Genomic DNA, 20,181 nt, shown 5'->3' with positions numbered 1-20,181 from the left:
GGTCGCGGGTCAGGAACGAATCCGGCACGGCCGCGATCCTGGCACGACGCCCTCGGCGGGACCAACATCCGCCGTTGCCGGTCCCGCCATCTGGTCACCCCGAGTCCGGTCTTGTCGGGCGAGCAGATCCTTCACCCGGTTCGAGCTGCCCGGTCAGGGTGGTGCGTCGGCGTGTCAGCGCGGTCCGCGTGCGCGCGATCGACTTCGAGCGAACGGACCGTTGGTCCGAATAGGTTGGGCGAACAGGCCGTTCGCTCGGAAAAGCTGCTCGCAAACCGGTGAGCAGGTCAGCGGCAGGCGAGTGAGCGGCAAGCGGATCAGCGGTCAGGCGGGTCAGCGGCAGGCGGAGGGGCCGCCGGTGAGGCCGGTGCGGAAGGCGTCGACCCGGTCCGCGCCGGTGAGCGCCTGGCCGCCCTGCGCGTCGCGGGACACGGCGTCGGAGACCAGCAACGTCTCCACGGCTTCGTCGAGGTCACCCGCCGACAGGTCCGGTGTCCGAGCGGTGTACGCGCCGGTGAGGCAACTGGCCGCGCGCCCGGCATCGGGCCCGGTGGTGGGCCGGCCGAGCGCGCCCAGCGCGGCGATCGCCTGCCGCGAAGCCAGCAGCGTCGCGGTCGCCTGATCCCCGATGTCGTCGTGCAGCGCGCTGAGTCCGGCGCGGTCGAACACGACAGCAGGCCCGCCCGCGCAGTAGCTCACCGGCGCGGCAGCGCAGCCCGAACCCTCGGCGGGCCGGATCGGCGGGGCGGCCGGGCCCGGCTCCGCGACCAGCTCGTCGAAGAACTCCGCGCCGGGGCGCCGGGCGAGAACATCGTCGAACCGCTGGTTGCCGTCGTCGGCACGTCCGTTGGTCAGCCGGTCGCTGTCCGCGGGAACCTGCCCGCACTGGCCGGGACCGCGCTGGTAGCCGTCCTGGAAAGCGGTGATCCGGTCGAACGAGCTGCCGTGCGCATCCCCCGAACCGGCACCGACCGGATCCCGGAACACGATCAGCGCGTGCAGCGCCTGGTCCCGCTGCTGATCGGTGAATCGCAGATGCGGCGCGTGCCCATCGGCGGCCGAGCGCATGAACGCCCCCGCGTAGCAGTCAGCTCCGGCTTCGGTGCGCATCGGATCACGGCTGCTGCCGACGTCCATGCCCGCGCGCTGCTGCACCGCGTGCCCGAGCTCGTGCGCGAGCACGACCGCGACCGCCGCGTCCCCGTAGTGCTCCCGCAGCACCGGCAGCAGCGCGCCGCGGTCCCATGCGATGGCGTCGACCGAACCGCAGTAGTACGCGTTGCCCTCCAAGCTCTGCACCGTGCCGGAGCACGGCGGCGGGCGGCTGTCCGCGGCCGAGGTGTCGGCCGAGTAGAAGCCGCCGTCGAGGTCGTGCCAGGGCTTGCCGAACAGCTCGGGGAAGGTCGCCGACCAGTACGCCTGCACGTCGGTGACCACGCTCGCGGCGAGCCGGTCGATCGATCCGCCGTCGGTGCCGTGCACGAACGCGGGATCCACCCGCGGCGGGCCCGCGTCCGGTCGCGGTGCGCGCGCGGGTGCGCACCCTGCGAGCACGAGCGCCAGCAGGGCGACGGCAAGGACCAGCAACCGTGGTGCGCGCACCGCCTCAGCTTCGCATCATCGAGTTGATCATCTCGTTGCGGCTTCGGAACACGCTGTCGAACAGCGGGCGATATCCTCGCCCGCCGTGAGAGCCGTCCACCGATTCACCGTTCGAGCGCACCTGCCGGAACCGCTGGCGGCGCTGGGCACCCTGGCGACGAACCTGCGCTGGACCTGGCACCCGCCCACCCAGGACCTGTTCGCTGCGGTGGACCCGGAGGTCTGGTCGCGGGTGGGCGGTGACCCGCTGCGGCTGCTGGAGGAGGTTCCGGCGCAGCGGCTTCGCGAGCTCGCCCGGGACGAGGACTTCCTGGCCCGCACCCGCGCCGTGGACGACGACCTGCGGCACTACCTCACGGTTCCGCGCTGGTACCAGCAGCGGCAGTCCGAGGGGGCGGTGCTGCCTTCGGCGGTGGCGTACTTCTCGATGGAGTTCGGGGTCAGCGAGGCGCTGCCGAACTACTCCGGCGGCCTCGGCGTGCTCGCGGGGGACCACCTGAAATCCGGCTCCGACCTGGGCGTTCCGCTGATCGGCGTGGGGCTGCTGTACCGCTCCGGCTACTTCCGCCAGGCGCTGTCCGAGCAGGGCTGGCAGCTGGAGCACTACCCGGTGCAGGACCCGCGCGCGCTGCCGCTGGAGACGCTGACCGAACCGTCCGGCGCGCCGATCACCGTGCAGGTGGCGATGCCGGGCGGGCGGCTGCTGCGGGCGCGGATCTGGAAGGCGCAGGTCGGCAGGGTTCCGCTGCTGCTGCTGGACACCGACCTGCCGGAGAACGACGACGATCTGCGCGGCACCACCGACCGGCTCTACGGCGGCGACTCGGACCACCGCATCCGGCAGGAGATCCTGGCCGGCGTGGGCGGGGTGCGGGCGGTGCGCGCGTACTGCGAGCTCACCGGGCACGCCCAGCCGGAGGTGTTCCACACCAACGAGGGCCACGCCGGTTTCCTCGGGCTGGAGCGGGTTCGCGAGCTGACCGGCGAGCTGGACTTCGACGAGGCGGTCGCGGCGGTGCGCGCGGGCACCGTGTTCACCATGCACACGCCGGTACCGGCGGGCATCGACCGCTTCCCGGTGGACCTGGTGCGGCACTACTTCGGCGACGGTTCTTCGCAAGCGCTGCTGCCCGGTGTGCCGACGGATCGCGTGCTCGCGCTGGGCGCCGAGGACAACCCGGGCATGTTCAACATGGCGCACATGGGGTTGCGGCTGGCTCAGCGCGCAAACGGTGTCTCGCGGTTGCACGGCGGCGTGAGCCGCAAGATGTTCCGCGGGCTGTGGCCCGGTTTCGGCGTCGAGGAGGTGCCGATCGGCTCGGTCACCAACGGCGTGCACGGGCCGACCTGGTCGGCGCGCGAACTCGGCAAGCTCATCGGTGAGTCCGAAATGGACAGCGGTGCGGGATTGCGCGGCATGGAACCGGTGAGCGATCCGCTGCTGTGGGAGCTGCGCAGCTCGCTGCGCGCCCGGCTGGTCGACGAGGTGCGCAGGCGGCTGCGGCACGCCTGGTTGCAGCGCGGTGCCTCGGACCTCGAATTGGGTTGGTGCGACTCGGTTTTCGACCCGGACGTGCTCACCATCGGCTTCGCCCGCCGAGTGCCGACCTACAAGCGGCTGACGCTGCTGCTGCGCGACACCGATCGGCTCAAGCGGCTGCTGCTGGACCCGGACCGCCCGGTGCAGGTGGTGGTCGCGGGCAAATCGCACCCGGCCGACGAGGGCGGCAAGGCGATGATCCAGCAGATCGCGAAGTTCGCCGACGATCCGCAGGTGCGCCACCGCATCGCCTTCCTGCCGGACTACGACATGTCGCTGGCGCGCTACCTGGTCTCGGGCTGCGACGTGTGGCTGAACACTCCGGTGCGGCCGCTGGAGGCGTGCGGGACGTCCGGGATGAAGGCCGCGCTCAACGGCGCGCTGAACCTGTCGGTCCGCGACGGCTGGTGGGACGAGATGTTCGACGGCGAGAACGGGTGGGCCATCCCGAACGCCGACGGGGTCACCGACCCGAACCGCCGCGACGACCTGGAGGCCGCCGCGCTCTACGAACTCATCAACACCAGCGTCGCGCCCGCGTTCTACGAGCGCACCGCCGACGGCGTGCCGGGCAAGTGGATGTCGATGGTGCGGCACACGCTGGCCAACCTCGGACCGCAGGTGCAGGCGTCGCGGATGGTGCGGGAGTACGTCGACCGGCACTACGGCCCTGCCGCGCGGTCGGTGCAATCCGTTTGCGCGCAGGAATACCGGGGTGCGCGGGAAGTGGCCGGATACCGCGCGCGGCTGGCCGCGGCGTGGACCCGGGTGCAGATCCGGAACACCTCGATGAGCGTCGAGGACGGGCGCACGCCGCTGCTCGGCGGGCGGGTGACGGTGCGGGCCGAGGTGCACCTGGCCGGGCTGCAACCGTCCGATGTGGACGTCGAGGTCGTGGTCGGGCGGGTGGACGACGACGACGAGTTGCACGACTTCATGGCGCATTCGATGCAGCACGGCGACGGCGAGCACTACGAGGCCACGGTGACGTTGCCGCACGCCGGTCCCGCCGGGTACACGGTGCGCGTGCTGCCGAAGCATCCGCTGCTGTCCGGCCCCGCCGAACTCGGCAGGATCGTGCTGGCCTGAGCCCGCGCCGTCGCCCGGCCGCGACCTCGCCCGACACGCCCGCGCGCCACCCGATCAGCGCTGCTCCTCCTGGAGTGAACGGACTGTCCGGCCGACTGGATTGGACGAACGGTCCGTTCACCCGGAGTGCCTCGCCTGATCGGCGGTTGCGGAATTGGTCCGTGTGCGGGGAAAGGTGCCAAGGCGTGAGCGTCGTCGGAGTCGTGGCGCCGCCCGATAGGCTGCGGCGCGGCGGAAGTGAGCGGGGGCGGTTTCCGCGACCAAATCGGACCTGCGAACAGGATGGGGCACCTGAAGTGGCAGCGGTTTCGGCAGGCACCGGGCGCAGCAGGCGGATCGTCGGCGTGCTGCTCGCGCTGATCTCGTGCGTCGCCTTGCTCGGCGGCTGCTCCTGGGTGATCAGCGGTACGCCCACCACGGCGGGCCGGGCCGCCACCGACGACGTCGCGGGCTTACCCGCGAGCAACGGGCCCAGTGGCCCGAAAAGCGGTGCGCAACCCTCCACGCTCCCGGTGGAAGGCACCGACAACGGTGAGATGGATCGGCTGGCCCGCGACGCGGTCGCCGATGTGCAGTCCTACTGGCGGCAGCGGTTCCCGGAATCCTTCGACGGCAAGGAATTCGAGCCGGTCAAGAAGCTGGTCTCCTACGATTCCGGTGCGCCCGGCGGGAATCTGTGCGGCAAGAGCACGCAGGGCGCCGAGAACGCCTTCTACTGCGCGCAGGAGGACACCGTCGCGTGGGACCGCGCGCAACTGCTCCCGCAGCTGCGCGCCAGTTTCGGCCCGATGGCGGTGGTGACCGTGCTCGCGCACGAAATGGGCCACGCCGTGCAGAACCGCGCAGGCACCGCGCCGCCGGACGCTCCGGCGATCGTGCTGGAGCAGCAGGCGGACTGCTTCACCGGCACGTTCTTCCGGCACGTCGCCGAAGGCGGCGCCGAGCACTTCCAGGTCTCCACCGGCGACGGCCTGAACGAGGTCATGGGCGTGCTCAACTACATCCGCGACACCCCTGCGGACGGCGATTTCACCGGCACCGGTGCGCACGGCAGCGCGTTCGACCGGGTCACCGCCTTCCAGGACGGCTTCAGCGGCGGCCCGCAGCGCTGCGCGGAGCTGGACGCCGCGGAGGTCAAGCAGCGCACCACCCAGTTCCGGTTCTGGAAGGACGACCAGGAGCAGGACCTGCCGGTCGACCAGCGGAACCTGACGCAGGTGCGCGACAGCCTGCGCGAGGTGTTCCGGGACACCGGCGCGCAGCCGCCGCAGATCGTCGGCGAACCCCGCAGCTGCCCCGGAATGCGCGGCACCCGGCCGGTTTCCTACTGCCCGGCCACGAACACCGTCTCGCTGTCGATGGACGGGCTGCAGAAGATCGCCAACCCGCCCGCCAAGGACGACCCGAACTCCGGTTACGGCGACTTCGCCGCCTACGCGCAGTTCGCGTCCCGCTATGCGCTGTCGGTGCAGCGAGCGGCCGGTCTGCCGCTGGAAGGCGGCAACGCGGGGCTGCGCACGGCGTGCATGGTCGGGTCGTGGAGCGGGCTGCTGGTCGAGGACCCGATCGGGCAGCGCAACCCGGTCGGCAAGCTGCGCATCGCGCCCGGTGACGTCGACGAGGGCGTCGCCGCGCTGCTCGGCGGCGACAGCCTCATCGCGGCCGGCATCAACGGCGAGCAGGTACCGGCCGGATTCGCCCGCGTGGAAGCCTTCCGCACCGGATTCCAGCAAGGCTTCGCGCCATGCAGCACCAGATATCCGTGAGCCGTGATTGCGCCGGATGGCCTTGCGCCCGCTCGGTGAGACGGCCGCACCCGGTGGAAAAAACCCTTGCGGCGCAACCACTTCCATCGCCGCGCGTCTACCGGTCATGGCTGGTGTTCGAGAGCTGAACTGGGACGGCCTGGTCAACGGCCGGGACCTGGGCGGGCTGCCCGCCCGTCGGGGGCGGAGCGTGCGGCGGGCAGCGCTGGCCCGCTCCGGCAACGTCGCGTGGTTGCGCCCGAAGGGCTGGTCGGCGCTGTGGGGGCACGGCGTGCGCACCGTCATCGACCTCACCGACCCCGGCGAGGACGGCCCGGACCGCGCGCCGCGGCCGCCCGGACTCAGCACCGTGCGGTTACCGCTGGACGACAGTTCCGACACCGAGTTCTGGCAGCGCTGGGGTGGCCCGCTGTCGTGCACACCGCTGTACTACGCGGAATTCCTGGAGCGCTACCCGGAGCGCGTTGCCGAGGTGGTGCGTGCCGTGGCCCGCGCCGAACCGGGCGGTGTCCTGGTGCACTGCGGCGGCGGCCGGGACCGCACCGGCCTGATCGTGCTGGTGATGCTCGCGCTGGTCGGCGTCCCCGCGGAGGAGATCGCCGCCGATCACGCGCTGAGCCACGAGCCGCTGCGGCTGCTGGCCGCGGCCGAGGGCCGGGACGACGACGCGCCGAAGATCGCCGAACTGCTCGCCGAGCACGGGCGCACCGCCGAGGACGTGCTCACCTCGATCACCGAGACGGTGGATTTCCCGGCCTTGCTCAGCGCGGCCGGGCTTTCCGAACTGGACTTGCAGGCGCTGCGCGCCCGGCTGCTGGACGACCGAGCCGGTTCGCGGCGCAGCAGGGGCGGGCCGATGCAGGCGCGCAGGCGTTCCGCGCGCCGGTCCGTAGGCTTCCACGCATGTGGTTGTGGTTGCGCGCGTGGCTGCGACGCGACCCGCGGCAGGCTCGCTTCCTGACCGCGGCGTCGCTGCGCTGGGTGCTGCGCAACCGCGCCTTCACGCCCTGGTACCTGGTCCGGTACTGGCGGCTGCTGAAGCTGCGCGTGCGGCAGCCGCACATCGTGCTGCGCGGCATGGTCTTCCTCGGCCGCGACGTGGAGCTGAGCTGCCGGGCGGGCCTGGCCCGGATGGAGATCGGCCGCTGGGCGCACTTCGGCGACGGCACCGCGGTGCGCTGCCACGAGGGTTCGCTGCGCATCGGCGACAAGGTGGTCTTCGGCAGGCACGACACCGTCAACTGCTGGCTGGACGTGGAGATCGGCGCGTCCACGCTGGTCGCGGACTGGATCTACCTGTGCGACTTCGACCACGGCACCGGCGACCTCGCCCGCCCGATCAAGGACCAGGGCATCGTGAAGACACCGGTGCGCATCGGCCCGGACTGCTGGCTCGGCGCGAAGGTCACCGTGCTGCGCGGCACCCGCGTCGGCCGCGGTTCGGTGCTGGGCGCGAACGCCGTGGTGCGCGGCGACGTGCCGGAGAACTCCATCGCCGCGGGCGTTCCCGCGCGTGTCGTGCGCCACCGGGCCGATGCGGAATGAGCGCTGCGGCACACCGGTTCGGGGATTCATGAGACGGATTCGCGCGGCGGTGCCGGTTGCTTGCATGACCACTGCTCAGTGGCTACGCCGCTGACAAGACAAGGACCCAAGACCAAAGTGAGCCCTTATTCGGAGGCGCCGCCCCGGTCCGGTTCTCTATCCTGGAACGAAGTATGGGCAAGTCACCTGTGAGCTCCCCGCTGGCCGATCTGCGCGAACGCCTGCCCGGGCTGATGTTCGGCGATCAGCAGCGGCTGCGCCGCCGCATCGAGGGCGCGCGCAAGATCCGCGACGCGCAGGCGCTGGACTCGGTGGCGGACGAGATCGCCAGCGACGTCGCCGCCGCCGAACTCCGCGTCGAGCAGCGCCGCGCGGCGATGCCGCGGATCAGCTACCCCGAGCAGCTGCCGGTCAGCGCCCGCCGCGACGACCTGCTCGAAGCGATCCGGGACAACCAGGTGGTGATCGTGGCCGGTGAGACCGGCTCCGGCAAGACCACCCAGATCCCCAAGATGTGCCTGGAGCTGGGCCGCGGCGTGCAGGGCGTGATCGGCCACACCCAGCCGCGCAGGCTGGCCGCGCGCACCGTGGCCGAGCGGGTCGCCGAGGAGCTCGGCACCGGGCTCGGCGACGCGGTCGGCTACCAGGTGCGGTTCACCGCGCGCACCGGCGATGCCACGCTGGTCAAGCTGATGACCGACGGCATCCTGCTGGCCGAGATCCAGCGCGACCGGCTGCTGCGGCAGTACGACACGCTGATCATCGACGAGGCGCACGAGCGCAGCCTGAACATCGACTTCATCCTCGGCTACCTCAAGGAGCTGCTGCCGCGCCGCCCCGACCTGAAGGTGATCATCACCTCCGCGACGATCGACCCGGACCGGTTCTCCCGGCACTTCGACGACGCTCCGGTGGTGGAGGTCTCCGGGCGCACCTACCCCGTCGAGGTGCGCTACCGGCCGCTGGTGGAGGAGTCCGCGGACCCGGACGAGCCGGTCGTCGAGCGGGACCAGCCGCAGGCCATCTGCGAGGCCGTCGGCGAACTGTCCGCCGAGGGCGACGGCGACGTGCTCGTGTTCCTCAGCGGGGAACGGGAGATCCGCGACACCGCGGACGCGCTGGAACAGCTGCGGCTGCGCAACACCGAGGTGCTTCCGCTGTACGCGCGGCTGTCCGCGGCCGAGCAGCACCGCGCGTTCCAGCCGCACACCGGCCGCCGGATCGTGCTGGCCACCAACGTCGCGGAGACGTCGCTGACGGTGCCCGGCATCAAGTACGTGATCGACCCGGGAACCGCGCGGATCTCCCGCTACAGCTTCCGCACCAAGGTGCAGCGGCTGCCGATCGAGCCGATCTCGCAGGCGTCGGCGAACCAGCGCAAGGGCCGCTGCGGCCGGGTGTCCGAAGGCATCTGCATCCGGCTGTACTCCGAACAGGACTTCTTGGCGCGCCCGGAGTTCACCGATCCGGAGATCCTGCGCACCAACCTCGCCTCGGTGATCCTGCAGATGACCTCGCTGGGGCTCGGCGACATCGGCTCGTTCCCGTTCGTGGAGCCGCCGGACAGCAGGCAGATCACCGACGGCGTGCACCTGCTGCACGAGCTGGGCGCGCTGCAGGAGTCCAAAAAGGACGCCCGGCGCGAGAACGGTTCCGGCCGCAAGCTGACCGAGGTGGGCCGCACGCTCGCGCGGTTGCCGATCGATCCGCGGCTGGCGCGGATGGTGCTGGAAGCCGAGCGCAACGGCTGCCTGCACGAGGTCCTCGTGATCGCCGCTGCACTGTCCATCCAGGACCCGCGGGAGCGCCCGGCGGAGCACCAGCAGGCGGCGGGCGAGAAGCATTCCCGGTTCAGCGACTCCGAATCCGACTTCCTGGCGTTCGTGCACCTGTGGCGCTACCTGCGCGAGCGGCAGCGGGAGCTGTCGTCGAACCAGTTCCGCAAGCTGTGCAAGGCGGAATTCCTGAACTACCTGCGCGTGCGCGAGTGGCAGGACCTCTACTCGCAGCTGCGGCAGATGGCGAACGGGCTGGAGATGTCGCTCAACGACGAGCCCGCCGACGCCGCGCGCGTGCACCAATCGCTGCTTTCCGGGCTGTTGTCGCACATCGGGCTCAAGGACACCGACAAGAAGTCCGGCAAACCGCAGCGCGGCGCCACCGAATACCTCGGCGCGCGCAGCGCGAAGTTCGCCATCTTCCCCGGTTCTTCGCTGTTCAAGAAGCCCCCGCAGTGGGTGATGGCCGCCGAGCTGGTGGAGACCTCCCGGCTGTGGGCGCGGGTGGTAGCCCGGGTCGAACCGGAGTGGATCGAGCGGCTGGCCCAGCACCTGGTCAAGCGCAGCTACAGCGAACCGCACTGGGAGAAGAACCGCGCCGCCGTGGTGGCCAGCGAGAAGGTCACGCTCTACGGCGTGCCGCTGGTGGCGGGCCGCAAGGTCACCTACGGCAAGGTCGACCCGCAGCTGAGCCGGGAGCTGTTCATCCGGCACGCGCTGGTGGAAGGGGACTGGGACACCGATCACCAGTTCTTCCACGACAACCGCAGGCTGCTGGCCGAGGTCGAGGCGATGGAGGAACGCGCCCGCCGCAGGGACATCCTGGTCGACGACGAGACGCTGTTCGAGTTCTACGACCAGCGCGTCGGCGCGGACGTGGTCTCCGGGCGGCACTTCGACAGCTGGTGGAAGAAGACCCGCCGCGAGCAACCGGACCTGCTCAACTTCGAGAAGTCCATGCTCATCAACCAGGAATCCGCGCGGGTCACCGGCCACGACTACCCGGACACCTGGCAGCAGGACGGGCACCGGCTGGCGCTGACCTACCAGTTCGAGCCGGGCGCGGACGCCGACGGCGTCACCGCGCACATCCCGCTGCCGGTGCTCAACCAGATCGAACCGGCCGGGTTCGACTGGCAGATCCCGGGGTTGCGCGAGGAATTGGTGGTGGCGCTGCTGAAGTCGCTGCCGAAGTCGTTGCGCCGCAACTTCGTTCCGGTTCCCGACCACGCGCGGGCCGCGCTGGACCGGATGCCGGTGATGGCGGCGCCGCTGCCGGACGCGCTGGCCGAGCAGCTGCGCCGGATGACCGGCGTGACCGTTGCGCCGCAGGACTTCGACTTCGACTCGGTGCCCGAGCACCTGAAGATGACCTTCCGCGTCATCGACGGAAAGGGCGGCAAGGCCGGGGAATCCAAGGACCTCGGCGAGCTCAAGCGCCGGTTGCGGCCGAAGTTGCGCGCGGAGATCTCCGCGGCCGCCGACTCGGTGGAGCGCTCCGGGGTGCGTTCGTGGGACTTCGGCGAACTTCCGCAGACCTTCGAGAAGGACCGCGGCGGCAACGCGGTGAAAGCCTACCCGTCCCTTGTGGACGAAGGGGACAGCGTCGCGGTCCGGATGTTCGACACCGAGCACGAGCAGCGCCGCGCGCTGTGGCAGGGCACCCGCAAGCTGCTGCTGCTGAACCTGCCGTCGCCGGTGAAGTCGTTGCAGCGCGGCATGAGCCCGCGCACCCGGCTGGTGCTCAGCGCCGCACCGCACGGCGATGTGGTGCAGGTGCTCGAAGACTGCCGCAGCGCCGCGGTCGACAAACTCGTCGCGGACGCCGGTGGTCCGGTGTGGACGCAGAGCGGTTTCGCCGCGCTGCAGGAGCGGGTGCGCGGCAGGCTCGGCGAGGTCGCCGCGGACGCGGCTGCCAGGACCGAGCGGGTGCTCGCGGTGGCGCAGCGGGTCGATTCGGCGCTTGCCGAACGGTCCCGGTCGATGCCCGCGGAGTCGCTGGCCGATGTCAAGGAACAGCTGGAAGGGTTGCTGCATCCCGGTTTCGTCACCGAGTTCGGCTGGGACCGGTTGCCGGACGTGGAGCGCTACCTGCGGGCTCTCGAGCAGCGGCTGGAGAAGGTGCAGCACCATCCGCAGCGCGACCGGGACCGGCTCGCGCACGTCGACGACGTGCAGGAGCGCTACCGGGACGCGCTCGACGCACTGCCCGCCGGGCGCTCGCCGGGCGAGGAGCTCCTGCGGGTCGGCTGGATGATCGAGGAGTTCCGGGTCTCGCTGTTCGCCCAATCCCTCGGCACCCCGCACCCCATCTCCGCCAAACGCATCCACCGCGCCTTGGACGAACTCACCCGCTGACCGGCTTCGCCGCCCGACACGCCCCGCCGCCATTCAACAGAACGCCTACCACCGGGAGCGAAATAGATCGGACGAATGGTCCGTTCACTCGGAAAGATCGAGTGGCGACACGGGGGAGTGGCCGGAATCAGCGGCGGTCGAGGACGTTGCCGGTCGCGATCTTGGGGCGGGCCAGCGCGGGGTGTGCGCCGGGGACCGCGGCTGCGTAGACCGCGGCGGTGCCTGCGGCGATGGTGTGCCAGTCGAAGTCGTTGCGCAGCCGGGACTTCGCCCGCCGCGCCCGGATTCGCGCGGCCGCCGGATCGGCCAGCACCCGGCTCACCGCGTCCGCCAGCCGCTCGGGCGCAGCGGGCGGGAACGTCACGCCGGTGCGCCCATCCACCACCAGTTCGCCGAGCCCGCCTGCCGTGGAGGCCACCAGCGGCGTCCCGGCCGCGGCGGCTTCCAGCGCCACGACCCCGAACGGCTCGTACCGGCTCGGCAGCACGACCGCGTCCGCAGCGGCCAGCAGCGCGGCGAGGTCCGTGTCGGGCAGGTTCCCGGCGAACCGCGCGGAGACGCCGAGCTCGTCGGCCCGCTCCCGCAGCCGACTCTGGTAGCTGCCGCGTCCGGCGATGACCAGTTCGGTTCCGCGGTGGCGCTGCCGGATCAGCGGCAGCGCGGCCAGCAGGTCCTGCACGCCCTTCTCGAACTCCAGGCGGCCGAAGTGCAGCAGCAGCGGAGACCGCCCGCGCCCGGCCCGCGCGGCCGCCACCGCGTGCTCCGGCACCTCCCAGGTGCGCGGCTCGATTCCGTTGTGCAGCACGGTGATCCGCTCCGGCGGCAGCTCGAACAGCGCGCTGACCTCGTCGCGCATCGCCGCCGAGCAAGTGATCAGCGCGTCCGCGCGCTGCGCCAGCCACCACTCCACGGAATGGATCTGCCGGTTGTGGCTCTGCGAGAGCCAGCCGCCGTGCCTGCCCGCTTCGGTGGCGTGCACGGTCGCCACCAGCGGCACCGAGCAGGCGTCGGCGAGCGCGATCGCCGGGTGCGTGACCAGCCAGTCGTGCGCGTGCACCACGTCCGGGCACCATTCCCGCAGCAACCGGTAGCCGGCGCGGAGCATGGCGTGACCCATCGCCAGCGTCCACGCCACCAGGTCGTGCTCGAAGGTCAGGTGCGGCGGGTCCTCGGCGGCCCGCACCAGCCGCACGCCATCGGCGACCGCGTCGGTACCGGGATGCGTCGAGGCGTCCGTGCCGCCGGCCTGCCTGCACAGCACGACGACTTCGTGGCCCTGCGCGGCGAGGTGCCGGGCCAGCGCGTGCACGTGGCGGCCGAGTCCGCCGACGACGACCGGCGGGTATTCCCAGGACAGCATCAGCACGCGCATGAGGTGAGATTCCTTCCGGCAGCTCCCGGAACAGGACGTTTGCACGCCGGGCCCGGCCGCGCATGATCACTCGATCCGCGCGGGCGCTACCGCAACGAGCGTGCGTCGAGGTGCCCGAAGATCCCGTCCTGCGACCGGAGCCCGCGAGCGAACCCGGCCGCTTCGGCGTGCGCACCGCGCTCCACCAGATCGACGAGCCGGTGCGCCCGTGCCGCGTGCAGCCGCGCGCGCCCGCGCGCGTAATCCGCACCGGTCTCGTGGCTGATCATGAACGCCCAGTCGCTTGCCAGCGCCAGCAGCACCTCGCGCAACAACTGGTCCCGCACCGGATCGCGCGCTGCTGAGCCGGGAACGCGCCGCAGGTGCCGCAGCGCCCGTTCCTGCAGCGCCCGGTTCGCCTCGGCGATGTCGGAGACCGCGTCGCCGCACCACGTCCGCCAGTCGTTGCCCACGCCCCACGAGGTTTCCGGCAACTGCACCGGCGCACCGACGTGACCGGCTTGCACGGCCCCGCGCAGCGTCGTCACGCGCACTCCCGCCGCAGGCAACGCGCGCAGCACCTTCTCCAGCCATGACGGACCCTCGAACCACCAGTGCCCGAACAGCTCGGTGTCGAAGGCCGCCACGACCAGCCCGCCGCGCTGCGCCAACCGGTTCGTGACCGCTGAGACGAACTCGCGAGCGTGGCCGTCGACCGCCGCGGCGGCTCGCGCCGGGTCGTACGGCTCCTTGTCCCCGGGATCCACGTCGCGCCCGGTGATCCGCGCCGGTTTGAGCCCCACGGCGTGGTCGAACGTGTGGAAGTCGCGATAGTCGGAATGCGCCGGATAGCCGGTGGCCGACCAAACCTCCTCGCTGAGCGCGACGTCGCGGCCGAAGCACAGCACATCGCCGCCGACCGGGTGCGCCACCGAAACATCCTCCAGCGCGCCGCCGTCCACCAGGAATCGCCGCACCCCGGCCGCCGCGTACTCCCGCTCCATTCCGGGCCGGTGCGCGCATTCCGGCGCCCAGATTCCGTCCGGCCGCACGCCCCATCGCAGTTCTGCGTCGTTCAGTCCGATCTGCAGCGCGAAATCCCGCATTTCCGGTTCGAGCATTGGCTGGAAGGGATGCGTGGCGGGACCACCGAGCAGTTCGACCGTCCCGGACTCGATCAGCGGCCGCAGCACCGGCGAAGCGCCGTGCCGCCACCGCGCCCCGAACTCGGCCAGCCGCTCACCCGCGGCGCGGTGCTCGGCCGCGGCCAGTTCCCGCAGCACCGGGTCGCCGCGCCAGCGCGCCGCCGCTTCGTGGCTGCGCAGCCGCCAATTCCCCAGCCAGTGGTGGAAGGACCGCAGGCAGCGCGGATCGTCCAGCCCCGCGGCCAGCGACGGTGTGATCCCCAGCGTGAGCACGTCCCGGCGGCCTTCGGCGGCGAAGCGCTCCAGCATCCCCGCCAGCGGCAGGTAGCAGTGCGCCCACGCCTGGTGCAGCCATTCCTCTCCGACCGGCCAGCTGCCATGCCCGGCGAGCCACGGCAGATGGCTGTGCAACACCAGGCAGAACGCGCCGATCGGTTCGGTCACGCGGCGACACTACGACCGCCGCAGCAGCGCCGCCGCGAGCGACCGGCGAGTGCGTTCACACCACCGGCGAGACCGTGAGGCCGAGCGCGCCAGGTCCGGCGTGCGCGCCGATGATCGCGCTGGTCTCGGCGATCACGACCCGCCGCGCCTGCGGTACCGCGGCGCGCAACTGCTCGGCCACCTCGTTGGCGCGGTCGGCGTACTGGAAGTGCTCGATGCCGATGTCGACCGGCCCGTTCCCGGCGCGCTGCGCGGCCTGCCGCACGGCCTTCTTCAGCGCCCGGTCCGGGCCGCGGCCCTTGACCATCGGTTCCAGGACGCCTTCCCGCAGCACCAGCACCGGTTTGATCGACAGGGCGCTGCCCAGCAGCGCTTGCGCCCGGCCGACGCGCCCGCTGCGGCGCAGGTACTCCAAGGTGTCCACGTAGATCATCTGCGTGGTGCTGCGCAGCCGCCGGTCCAGCACCGAGAGCACGCCCTGGGTACCCGCCCCGGCCGCCGCGGCTTCGGCGGCGGCGATCACCGGGTAACCGATTCCCAGCCCGCACAGCCGGGAGTCCACCACGTACACCGGCAGGTTGATCTCGGCGGCGGCGTTGCGCGCGGAGTCGCAGGTCTGCGAGAGACCTTCGGAGATGTGCACCGACACGATCGACTCGACGCCCGCCGAGACCGCGTCGGTGTAGTTCCAGAAGAAGGCGGGCGGCGGGGGAGGGCTGGTCTCGACCGCGACGCCGTCGCGCATGGCCTGCGCCAGGTCGGGGTGCGGGATTCGGCGTTCGTCGTTCTCCAGCTCGCCGAGCTTCAATTCGAGCTGTACGACGCAGATCCCCAGTTTGTCGGCGACATCGACCGGGATCGAAGCGGTCGAGTCCGTCACGAGGGCGACGCGGTTGTTCATGGCGTGCAGGCTAGTCCCGAGATGTTCGCTTCTGGATGTGGTTTCTGTAGGTGGCGGTACTCACCGCGGTATCGGAGTCGACGGAGTAAGTGAGTACTGTCACGGGATACGCTGGTTGCACCGGGGCTACCGACAAGTAACATCCGGGGTGGTTGGCGTCACTGTGCCACCGACACTGTGACGTGGCAAGGTCGAACTTCCCGGTAACGATGCGCAACCGTCGGCCGGAACCCCGCAAGCACGTATGAGTCGTCGTCAGTCCGCAGGAGGTCGAAGAGGACCCATGAACATCGTCGTCCTGGTGAAGCAGGTGCCCGATACGTGGTCCGAGCGCAAACTCGCTGACTCCGACCACACGCTCGACCGCGAGTCGGCGGACGCCGTGCTGGATGAGATCAACGAACGTGCGGTGGAAGAGGCACTGCTGATCAAGGAGGCCCAGGGCGGCGAGGTGACCGCCGTGTGCATGGGTCCGGATCGCGCGACCGACGCCATCCGCAAGGCGCTGTCGATGGGTGCGGACAAGGCGATCCACCTGTCCGACGAGGCGCTGCACGGCTCCGACGCGGTGCAGACCGCGAAGGCGCTGGCCAAGGTCATCGGCACCGTCGAGTCGGTGGACCTGGTGATCGCGGGCAACGAGGCCACCGACGGCCGCGTGGGCGCGGTCCCGGCGATGCTGGCCGAGCTGCTGGGGCAGCCGCAGCTGACCTACGCCCGCAAGGTCTCCACCGACGGTTCGACCGTGAGCATCGAGCGCGAGACCGACGCCGGTGTGGTGAGCCTGGAGGCGAACCTGCCCGCGGTCGTGTCGGTCACCGAGAAGATCAACGAGCCGCGCTACCCCTCGTTCAAGGGCATCATGGCGGCCAAGAAGAAGCCGGTCTCCGCGCTGACGCTGGCCGACGCGGGCATCGACCCGTCCGAGGTCGGGCTGGCCAACGCCGGTTCGCAGGTGACCGAGTCCGCGCCGAAGCCGCCGAAGGAAGCCGGTCAGCGCGTCAACGACGAGGGCGACGGCGGCACCAAGATCGTCGAGTTCCTGGCCGCCGAGAAGCTCGTCTGAGTCCACTGGTTTCGCGAGGAGAGTCAAAGTCATGTCTGAGGTTCTGGTCCTCGTCGACCACGCCGGTGGCGAGGTGAAGAAGGTCACCGCCGAGCTGCTGACCGCGGCGCGGCGTATCGGTGAGCCGTCGGCGGTGGTGGTCGGTGAGCCGGGCACCGCCGACAAGCTCAAGGGCGCGCTGGCGTCGCAGGGCGCGGAGAAGGTCTACGTCGCCGAGTCCGCGGACGCGGGCGGCTACCTGGTGACCCCGTCGGTGGAGGTGCTGGCCTCGCTGGTGGGTTCGGCGTCGCCGGCCGCGGTGCTGGTGCCGGGTTCGGTGGACGGCAAGGAGATCGCCGGGCGGCTCGCGGTCAAGCTCGGCTCCGGTCTGCTGTCCGAGGTCGTCGACATCGACGGCGACGGCGTGGGCAGCCACTCGCTGTTCGGCGGTACCTACAACGCCAAGGCCAAGGTCGCCTCCGGTACGCCGGTGGTCACCGTGCTGCCGGGCAGCGTGGACGCCGAGGCGACCGCCGGTGCCGGTGCGGAGCAGGCCGTCGAGGTGCCCGCGCTGGACGGTTCGAAGAACGCGAAGATCACCGGTACGCAGCCGGTGGAGGCCGGGGACCGGCCCGAGCTGACCGAGGCCAGCGTGGTCGTCTCCGGTGGTCGCGGTGTCGGTTCGGCCGAGTCGTTCGAGGTCGTGGAGACCCTCGCCGACTCGCTGGGTGCCGCGGTGGGCGCCTCGCGCGCGGCGGTGGACTCCGGTTACTACCCGCACCAGTTCCAGGTCGGCCAGACCGGCAAGACCGTGTCGCCGCAGCTGTACATCGCGCTGGGCATCTCGGGTGCGATCCAGCACCGCGCCGGGATGCAGACCTCGAAGACGATCGTGGCGGTCAACAAGGACGCCGAGGCCCCGATCTTCGAGATCGCCGACTACGGCGTGGTCGGCGACCTGTTCAAGGTCGCCCCGCAGCTGACCGAGGAGGTCGGCAAGCGCAAGGGCTGAGCGCTCGAACGCTTCGGCGGGCCGCGTCCATTCGGGCGCGGCCCGCTTTTTCGTCTCAGGGCCGGGCGGCGAGCCCGCGCGGACCGGGAACGACCAGTTGGCCGTCGGTGATCACCATGAAGCGTTCGAGTCCTGGCACGACGGTGCTGACCACGGTCAGCTCCGCGCTGGTGTGCAGCTCGCGCACGAGCGGGGTGAAGCCGTGCGAGGTGAGGATGCGAACGAGCCGTTCCAGGTGGCCGCCCGGAGAGCCCGGGGCGGCGGTCGGTGCGTACCGCATCACCTCGGCTTCGAGCAGCTTCGGGCCGAGGTTCATCAGGTAGCAGTCGTGGAACGGCGGGTATTCGGCGGTCCAGTCCCGTTCCTCGTCCTCGTCCCCTCGTTGCGTGCTGCCCGCCATGAGTTGCAGCAGTTCGGTCAGCGCCCGCCGGATGGCGTGCTCGCGGGACAACGACGCGCCTGCGCCGCGCACTCGCGCCGGTTCACCGGGCTGCGGCGGGAGGTAAGCGAGCACGGCGGGGATTCCGAGGCTCGTCGTCATGTCGACGAGCTGCACGCTCCCGCCGCTGCGTTGCTGCGCGATCCCGTGCAGTTCGGCGAGGTTGTCGGGAAGGGTCGCGGGGTCGACGACGGTCAGCGGCGCCGGGCTTGCGGCGAGGAACGTGTTGATCAGCATCAGCGAGAAGGCGTCGCGCTCCACGATCTCGTTGATCGCGTGGACGGTGGCCTCTTCCCGCGTGGAACCCGCCGCGCAGCCGCTGTTGAGCGAATAGCGCAGCACGCCCGCGTAGTCGTAGGTGTCGCCGAGTTCGCGGCGTTCCGGCTCGAAGGCGTCGCTGACGTAGTCGGGAGACGTCAGGAACACCGGCAGCAGGGTCGCCGCGTCGTCGGGCAGGTTCCGGAACGGCAGGCAGGCGATCGGCTCGTCGGGGCCTTCCGCGAGGCGGGCGCCCACGACATCACCGGTCAGCTCGGTGGCGGCTTCGCGCGCTGGGCGCAGGACGATGTCGGGGGTCTTGTGCTGCTCGCGGCCGAAGTGGTGCTCCAGCGCCTCGAAGATCGCCCCGACCTGGGCGGGCAGCCGGTATCCCTTGCCGGAGCCGGCTCCGCTCGGCACCGGCTCGCCGTTGCGGTCGTGCAGGACGCACCGCCACAGCGCGGGGTCATCGCCGAGCGGGTTGAGTTCTGCGGTCCACCCGAACCGCCGGACGGCTCGCTCGCCGTTCGACAGCGCCGTCCGCCAGTCGCAGGACCGCTCACCGGCTTGCGCGTGCTGATCTCCGTCGATGGTGCGCAATGCAACGCCTCGCTTTTGATCGAGTGTTCGTGGGAGCGGTGCAAGCGATTCGCGGACAATTCGTTCGCGCTGAACAGGAATCGTTGCTGAAACCGCACGGTCGGCTGCGTGGTGGATTTCGGCCGGGCACCCGGCGAGGTGTGCCGCTTGCGCCGGGTGCCCACGTCGTCAGCGCTTTGCTGCGCCGGTCCGCTGCTGGTGCTCGCGAACGAGGTGCGCGATCACCTGCTGCTCGGACTTCGACAGTTCGAGCTTGTCCGTGCGTGCCGAGTACAACTCCTTCGGGAGGCGGCCGCCCATTTTTCCTCCTTGCGGTCCCGCGGTCTCAGCGCTTTGCTGCGGTGGTCTGCTGCCGGCCCTGCTGCTCGCCGACGATCTGGGTGATCACCTGCTGCTCGGCCTTCGACAGTTCGAGCTTTTCCGCTCGTGCGGCGGCAATATCCTTGGCAATGAGAACACCCATTTTTCCTCCGTTGCGGGGTCGACGCGGGCGATGAGCCCATTGTGCGCATTCGGAGTTTGCGCGGGTGGGCGAGATCGCGTCAACGGGGCGCATTCGGATGGGCTACGACGGAAGTAGCACATTCCGCAAATGTGCTGTTTTCGGTTCGATTCTGCCGAATCCGTTGCGGCGCGCGAAATTCCGCGCCGGTGCGAGTTCTCAGCGATTCTCGTCGCGGCCGCGGCAGGCGAGCTTGTCGGCGCGCTCGTTCTCCGGGTGCCCGGCGTGGCCCTTGACCCAGTTCCACTCGACGGTGCCGTGCCGCTGCGCTTCGGCTTCCAGCCGTTGCCAGAGCTCGGCGTTCTTCACCGGCTGCTTGGACGCGGTCTTCCAGCCGTTGCGCTTCCAGCCCGCGAGCCATTCGGTGATGCCCTTGAGCACGTAGGTGCTGTCGGTGTGCACCAGCACCACCGGCATCGGGCGGGTCAGCGCCGCGAGCCCTTCGATGACCGCGGTGAGTTCCATCTTGTTGTTCGTGGTGCCCGGCTCACCGCCGTGGAGCTCGCGCTCGTGCGTGCCGTAGCGCAGCACCACGCCCCAGCCGCCCGGGCCGGGATTGCCGCTGCACGCGCCATCGGTGAACAACTCGACGCAGTCCTGCGTCCCGGTCTCGTCCCGCTGCGGCATTCCCGCAACCTAGCGCGCCATCGCACCCGCCCGGCACCCAGGTCACCCGCGGACCGCGAAGTCTCCGGGGGCGCGGGAACTTCCGGGATGCGGTGTTCGTTGGGCCGGTCAGGGCAGGCCAGTGCGGTAAGTACCGGGCATTCACCGAAAATTCCTATTGCGTGTCCTCAGCGGTCCTA

At 70.8% G+C, this 20,181-nt stretch carries 15 protein-coding genes; 7 read left to right on the top strand and 8 right to left on the bottom strand.

Features of this window, described 5'->3' with window-relative positions; all coding sequences use genetic code 11:
• Window positions 1–333: 333 nt before the first annotated feature.
• The gene (locus tag V1457_RS02000; protein ID WP_200070278.1) at window positions 334–1,602 is read right to left on the bottom strand and encodes a peptidase; all 1,269 of its coding nucleotides are present in this window, start codon (window positions 1,600–1,602) and stop codon (window positions 334–336) included.
• 85 nt (window positions 1,603–1,687) lie between these two features.
• On the opposite strand from V1457_RS02000, the gene glgP reads away from it, so the two are divergent.
• From glgP to hrpA, 5 genes are all read left to right on the top strand, one after another.
• Window positions 1,688–4,231: an alpha-glucan family phosphorylase gene (gene glgP, locus V1457_RS01995; protein WP_338599583.1), complete on the top strand. Its 2,544-nt coding sequence runs from the start codon at window positions 1,688–1,690 to the stop codon at window positions 4,229–4,231.
• A 296-nt stretch (window positions 4,232–4,527) separates the two neighbouring features.
• Window positions 4,528–5,997, top strand: coding sequence for a neutral zinc metallopeptidase (locus V1457_RS01990; RefSeq protein WP_338599579.1), 1,470 nt, complete (start codon window positions 4,528–4,530; stop codon window positions 5,995–5,997).
• A 106-nt stretch (window positions 5,998–6,103) separates the two neighbouring features.
• Complete coding sequence (locus tag V1457_RS01985) at window positions 6,104–6,958, top strand: tyrosine-protein phosphatase (RefSeq protein WP_338599576.1); 855 nt, start codon at window positions 6,104–6,106, stop codon at window positions 6,956–6,958.
• The gene (locus tag V1457_RS01980; RefSeq protein WP_200070274.1) at window positions 6,901–7,542 is read left to right on the top strand and encodes a DapH/DapD/GlmU-related protein; all 642 of its coding nucleotides are present in this window, start codon (window positions 6,901–6,903) and stop codon (window positions 7,540–7,542) included. The genes V1457_RS01985 and V1457_RS01980 overlap by 58 nt, the downstream gene beginning before the upstream one ends.
• Window positions 7,543–7,715: 173 nt before the next feature.
• On the top strand, window positions 7,716–11,678 hold the full coding sequence (gene hrpA, locus V1457_RS01975) for an ATP-dependent RNA helicase HrpA (RefSeq protein WP_338599572.1): 3,963 nt from the start codon (window positions 7,716–7,718) through the stop codon (window positions 11,676–11,678).
• A gap of 127 nt (window positions 11,679–11,805) precedes the next feature.
• Here hrpA and V1457_RS01970 read toward each other — a convergent pair whose 3' ends face one another.
• The 3 genes from V1457_RS01970 to V1457_RS01960 all read right to left on the bottom strand — a co-directional run bounded on the left by V1457_RS01970 (window position 11,806) and on the right by V1457_RS01960 (window position 15,519).
• Window positions 11,806–13,050, bottom strand: a complete 1,245-nt coding sequence (locus tag V1457_RS01970; protein ID WP_338599569.1) for a glycosyltransferase family 4 protein — start codon at window positions 13,048–13,050, stop codon at window positions 11,806–11,808.
• An 86-nt stretch (window positions 13,051–13,136) separates the two neighbouring features.
• Window positions 13,137–14,618, bottom strand: a complete 1,482-nt coding sequence (locus V1457_RS01965) for a glycoside hydrolase family 57 protein (RefSeq protein WP_338599566.1) — start codon at window positions 14,616–14,618, stop codon at window positions 13,137–13,139.
• A 55-nt stretch (window positions 14,619–14,673) separates the two neighbouring features.
• Entirely contained in the window at window positions 14,674–15,519 is an 846-nt protein-coding gene (locus tag V1457_RS01960; protein ID WP_338599563.1) for a DegV family protein, read from the bottom strand.
• 283 nt (window positions 15,520–15,802) lie between these two features.
• On the opposite strand from V1457_RS01960, the gene V1457_RS01955 reads away from it, so the two are divergent.
• Together V1457_RS01955 and V1457_RS01950 are read left to right on the top strand one after the other, a co-directional pair.
• Window positions 15,803–16,585, top strand: a complete 783-nt coding sequence (locus tag V1457_RS01955; protein ID WP_200070269.1) for an electron transfer flavoprotein subunit beta/FixA family protein — start codon at window positions 15,803–15,805, stop codon at window positions 16,583–16,585.
• A gap of 31 nt (window positions 16,586–16,616) precedes the next feature.
• Entirely contained in the window at window positions 16,617–17,576 is a 960-nt protein-coding gene (locus tag V1457_RS01950) for an electron transfer flavoprotein subunit alpha/FixB family protein (protein ID WP_338599559.1), read from the top strand.
• Between the two features lie 55 nt (window positions 17,577–17,631).
• Here the strand turns inward: V1457_RS01950 and V1457_RS01945 are convergent, their stop codons facing one another.
• The 4 genes from V1457_RS01945 to rnhA all read right to left on the bottom strand — a co-directional run bounded on the left by V1457_RS01945 (window position 17,632) and on the right by rnhA (window position 20,002).
• On the bottom strand, window positions 17,632–18,873 hold the full coding sequence (locus V1457_RS01945) for a YcaO-like family protein (protein WP_338599556.1): 1,242 nt from the start codon (window positions 18,871–18,873) through the stop codon (window positions 17,632–17,634).
• 168 nt (window positions 18,874–19,041) lie between these two features.
• Window positions 19,042–19,173: a hypothetical protein gene (locus tag V1457_RS01940; RefSeq protein WP_338599553.1), complete on the bottom strand. Its 132-nt coding sequence runs from the start codon at window positions 19,171–19,173 to the stop codon at window positions 19,042–19,044.
• A 25-nt stretch (window positions 19,174–19,198) separates the two neighbouring features.
• Entirely contained in the window at window positions 19,199–19,336 is a 138-nt protein-coding gene (locus tag V1457_RS01935; protein WP_338599550.1) for a hypothetical protein, read from the bottom strand.
• Between the two features lie 198 nt (window positions 19,337–19,534).
• Window positions 19,535–20,002 (bottom strand): ribonuclease HI, encoded by a 468-nt coding sequence (gene rnhA, locus V1457_RS01930; protein ID WP_295144315.1) that lies wholly within the window; start codon window positions 20,000–20,002, stop codon window positions 19,535–19,537.
• Window positions 20,003–20,181: the final 179 nt, after the last annotated feature.

Origin of the sequence: Saccharopolyspora sp. SCSIO 74807 (assembly GCF_037023755.1) — a bacterium.
Classification (GTDB): domain Bacteria; phylum Actinomycetota; class Actinomycetes; order Mycobacteriales; family Pseudonocardiaceae; genus Saccharopolyspora_C; species Saccharopolyspora_C galaxeae.
The sequence above is the reverse complement of the archived record's forward strand: the minus strand, read 5'-3'. Positions and strand labels throughout refer to the sequence as shown.

What these genes read in the sequence shown, in the direction of transcription:
- V1457_RS01985 (WP_338599576.1), top strand. Translation starts at nt 6,104, where the DNA reads ATGGCTGGTGTTCGAGAGCTGAACTGGGACGGCCTGGTCAACGGCCGG.
- V1457_RS01980 (WP_200070274.1), top strand. Translation starts at nt 6,901, where the DNA reads ATGTGGTTGTGGTTGCGCGCGTGGCTGCGACGCGACCCGCGGCAGGCT.
- hrpA (WP_338599572.1), top strand. Translation starts at nt 7,716, where the DNA reads ATGGGCAAGTCACCTGTGAGCTCCCCGCTGGCCGATCTGCGCGAACGC.
- V1457_RS01970 (WP_338599569.1), bottom strand. Translation starts at nt 13,050, where the DNA reads ATGCGCGTGCTGATGCTGTCCTGGGAATACCCGCCGGTCGTCGTCGGC.
- V1457_RS01960 (WP_338599563.1), bottom strand. Translation starts at nt 15,519, where the DNA reads ATGAACAACCGCGTCGCCCTCGTGACGGACTCGACCGCTTCGATCCCG.
- V1457_RS01955 (WP_200070269.1), top strand. Translation starts at nt 15,803, where the DNA reads ATGAACATCGTCGTCCTGGTGAAGCAGGTGCCCGATACGTGGTCCGAG.
- V1457_RS01950 (WP_338599559.1), top strand. Translation starts at nt 16,617, where the DNA reads ATGTCTGAGGTTCTGGTCCTCGTCGACCACGCCGGTGGCGAGGTGAAG.
- V1457_RS01940 (WP_338599553.1), bottom strand. Translation starts at nt 19,173, where the DNA reads ATGGGCGGCCGCCTCCCGAAGGAGTTGTACTCGGCACGCACGGACAAG.
- V1457_RS01935 (WP_338599550.1), bottom strand. Translation starts at nt 19,336, where the DNA reads ATGGGTGTTCTCATTGCCAAGGATATTGCCGCCGCACGAGCGGAAAAG.
- rnhA (WP_295144315.1), bottom strand. Translation starts at nt 20,002, where the DNA reads ATGCCGCAGCGGGACGAGACCGGGACGCAGGACTGCGTCGAGTTGTTC.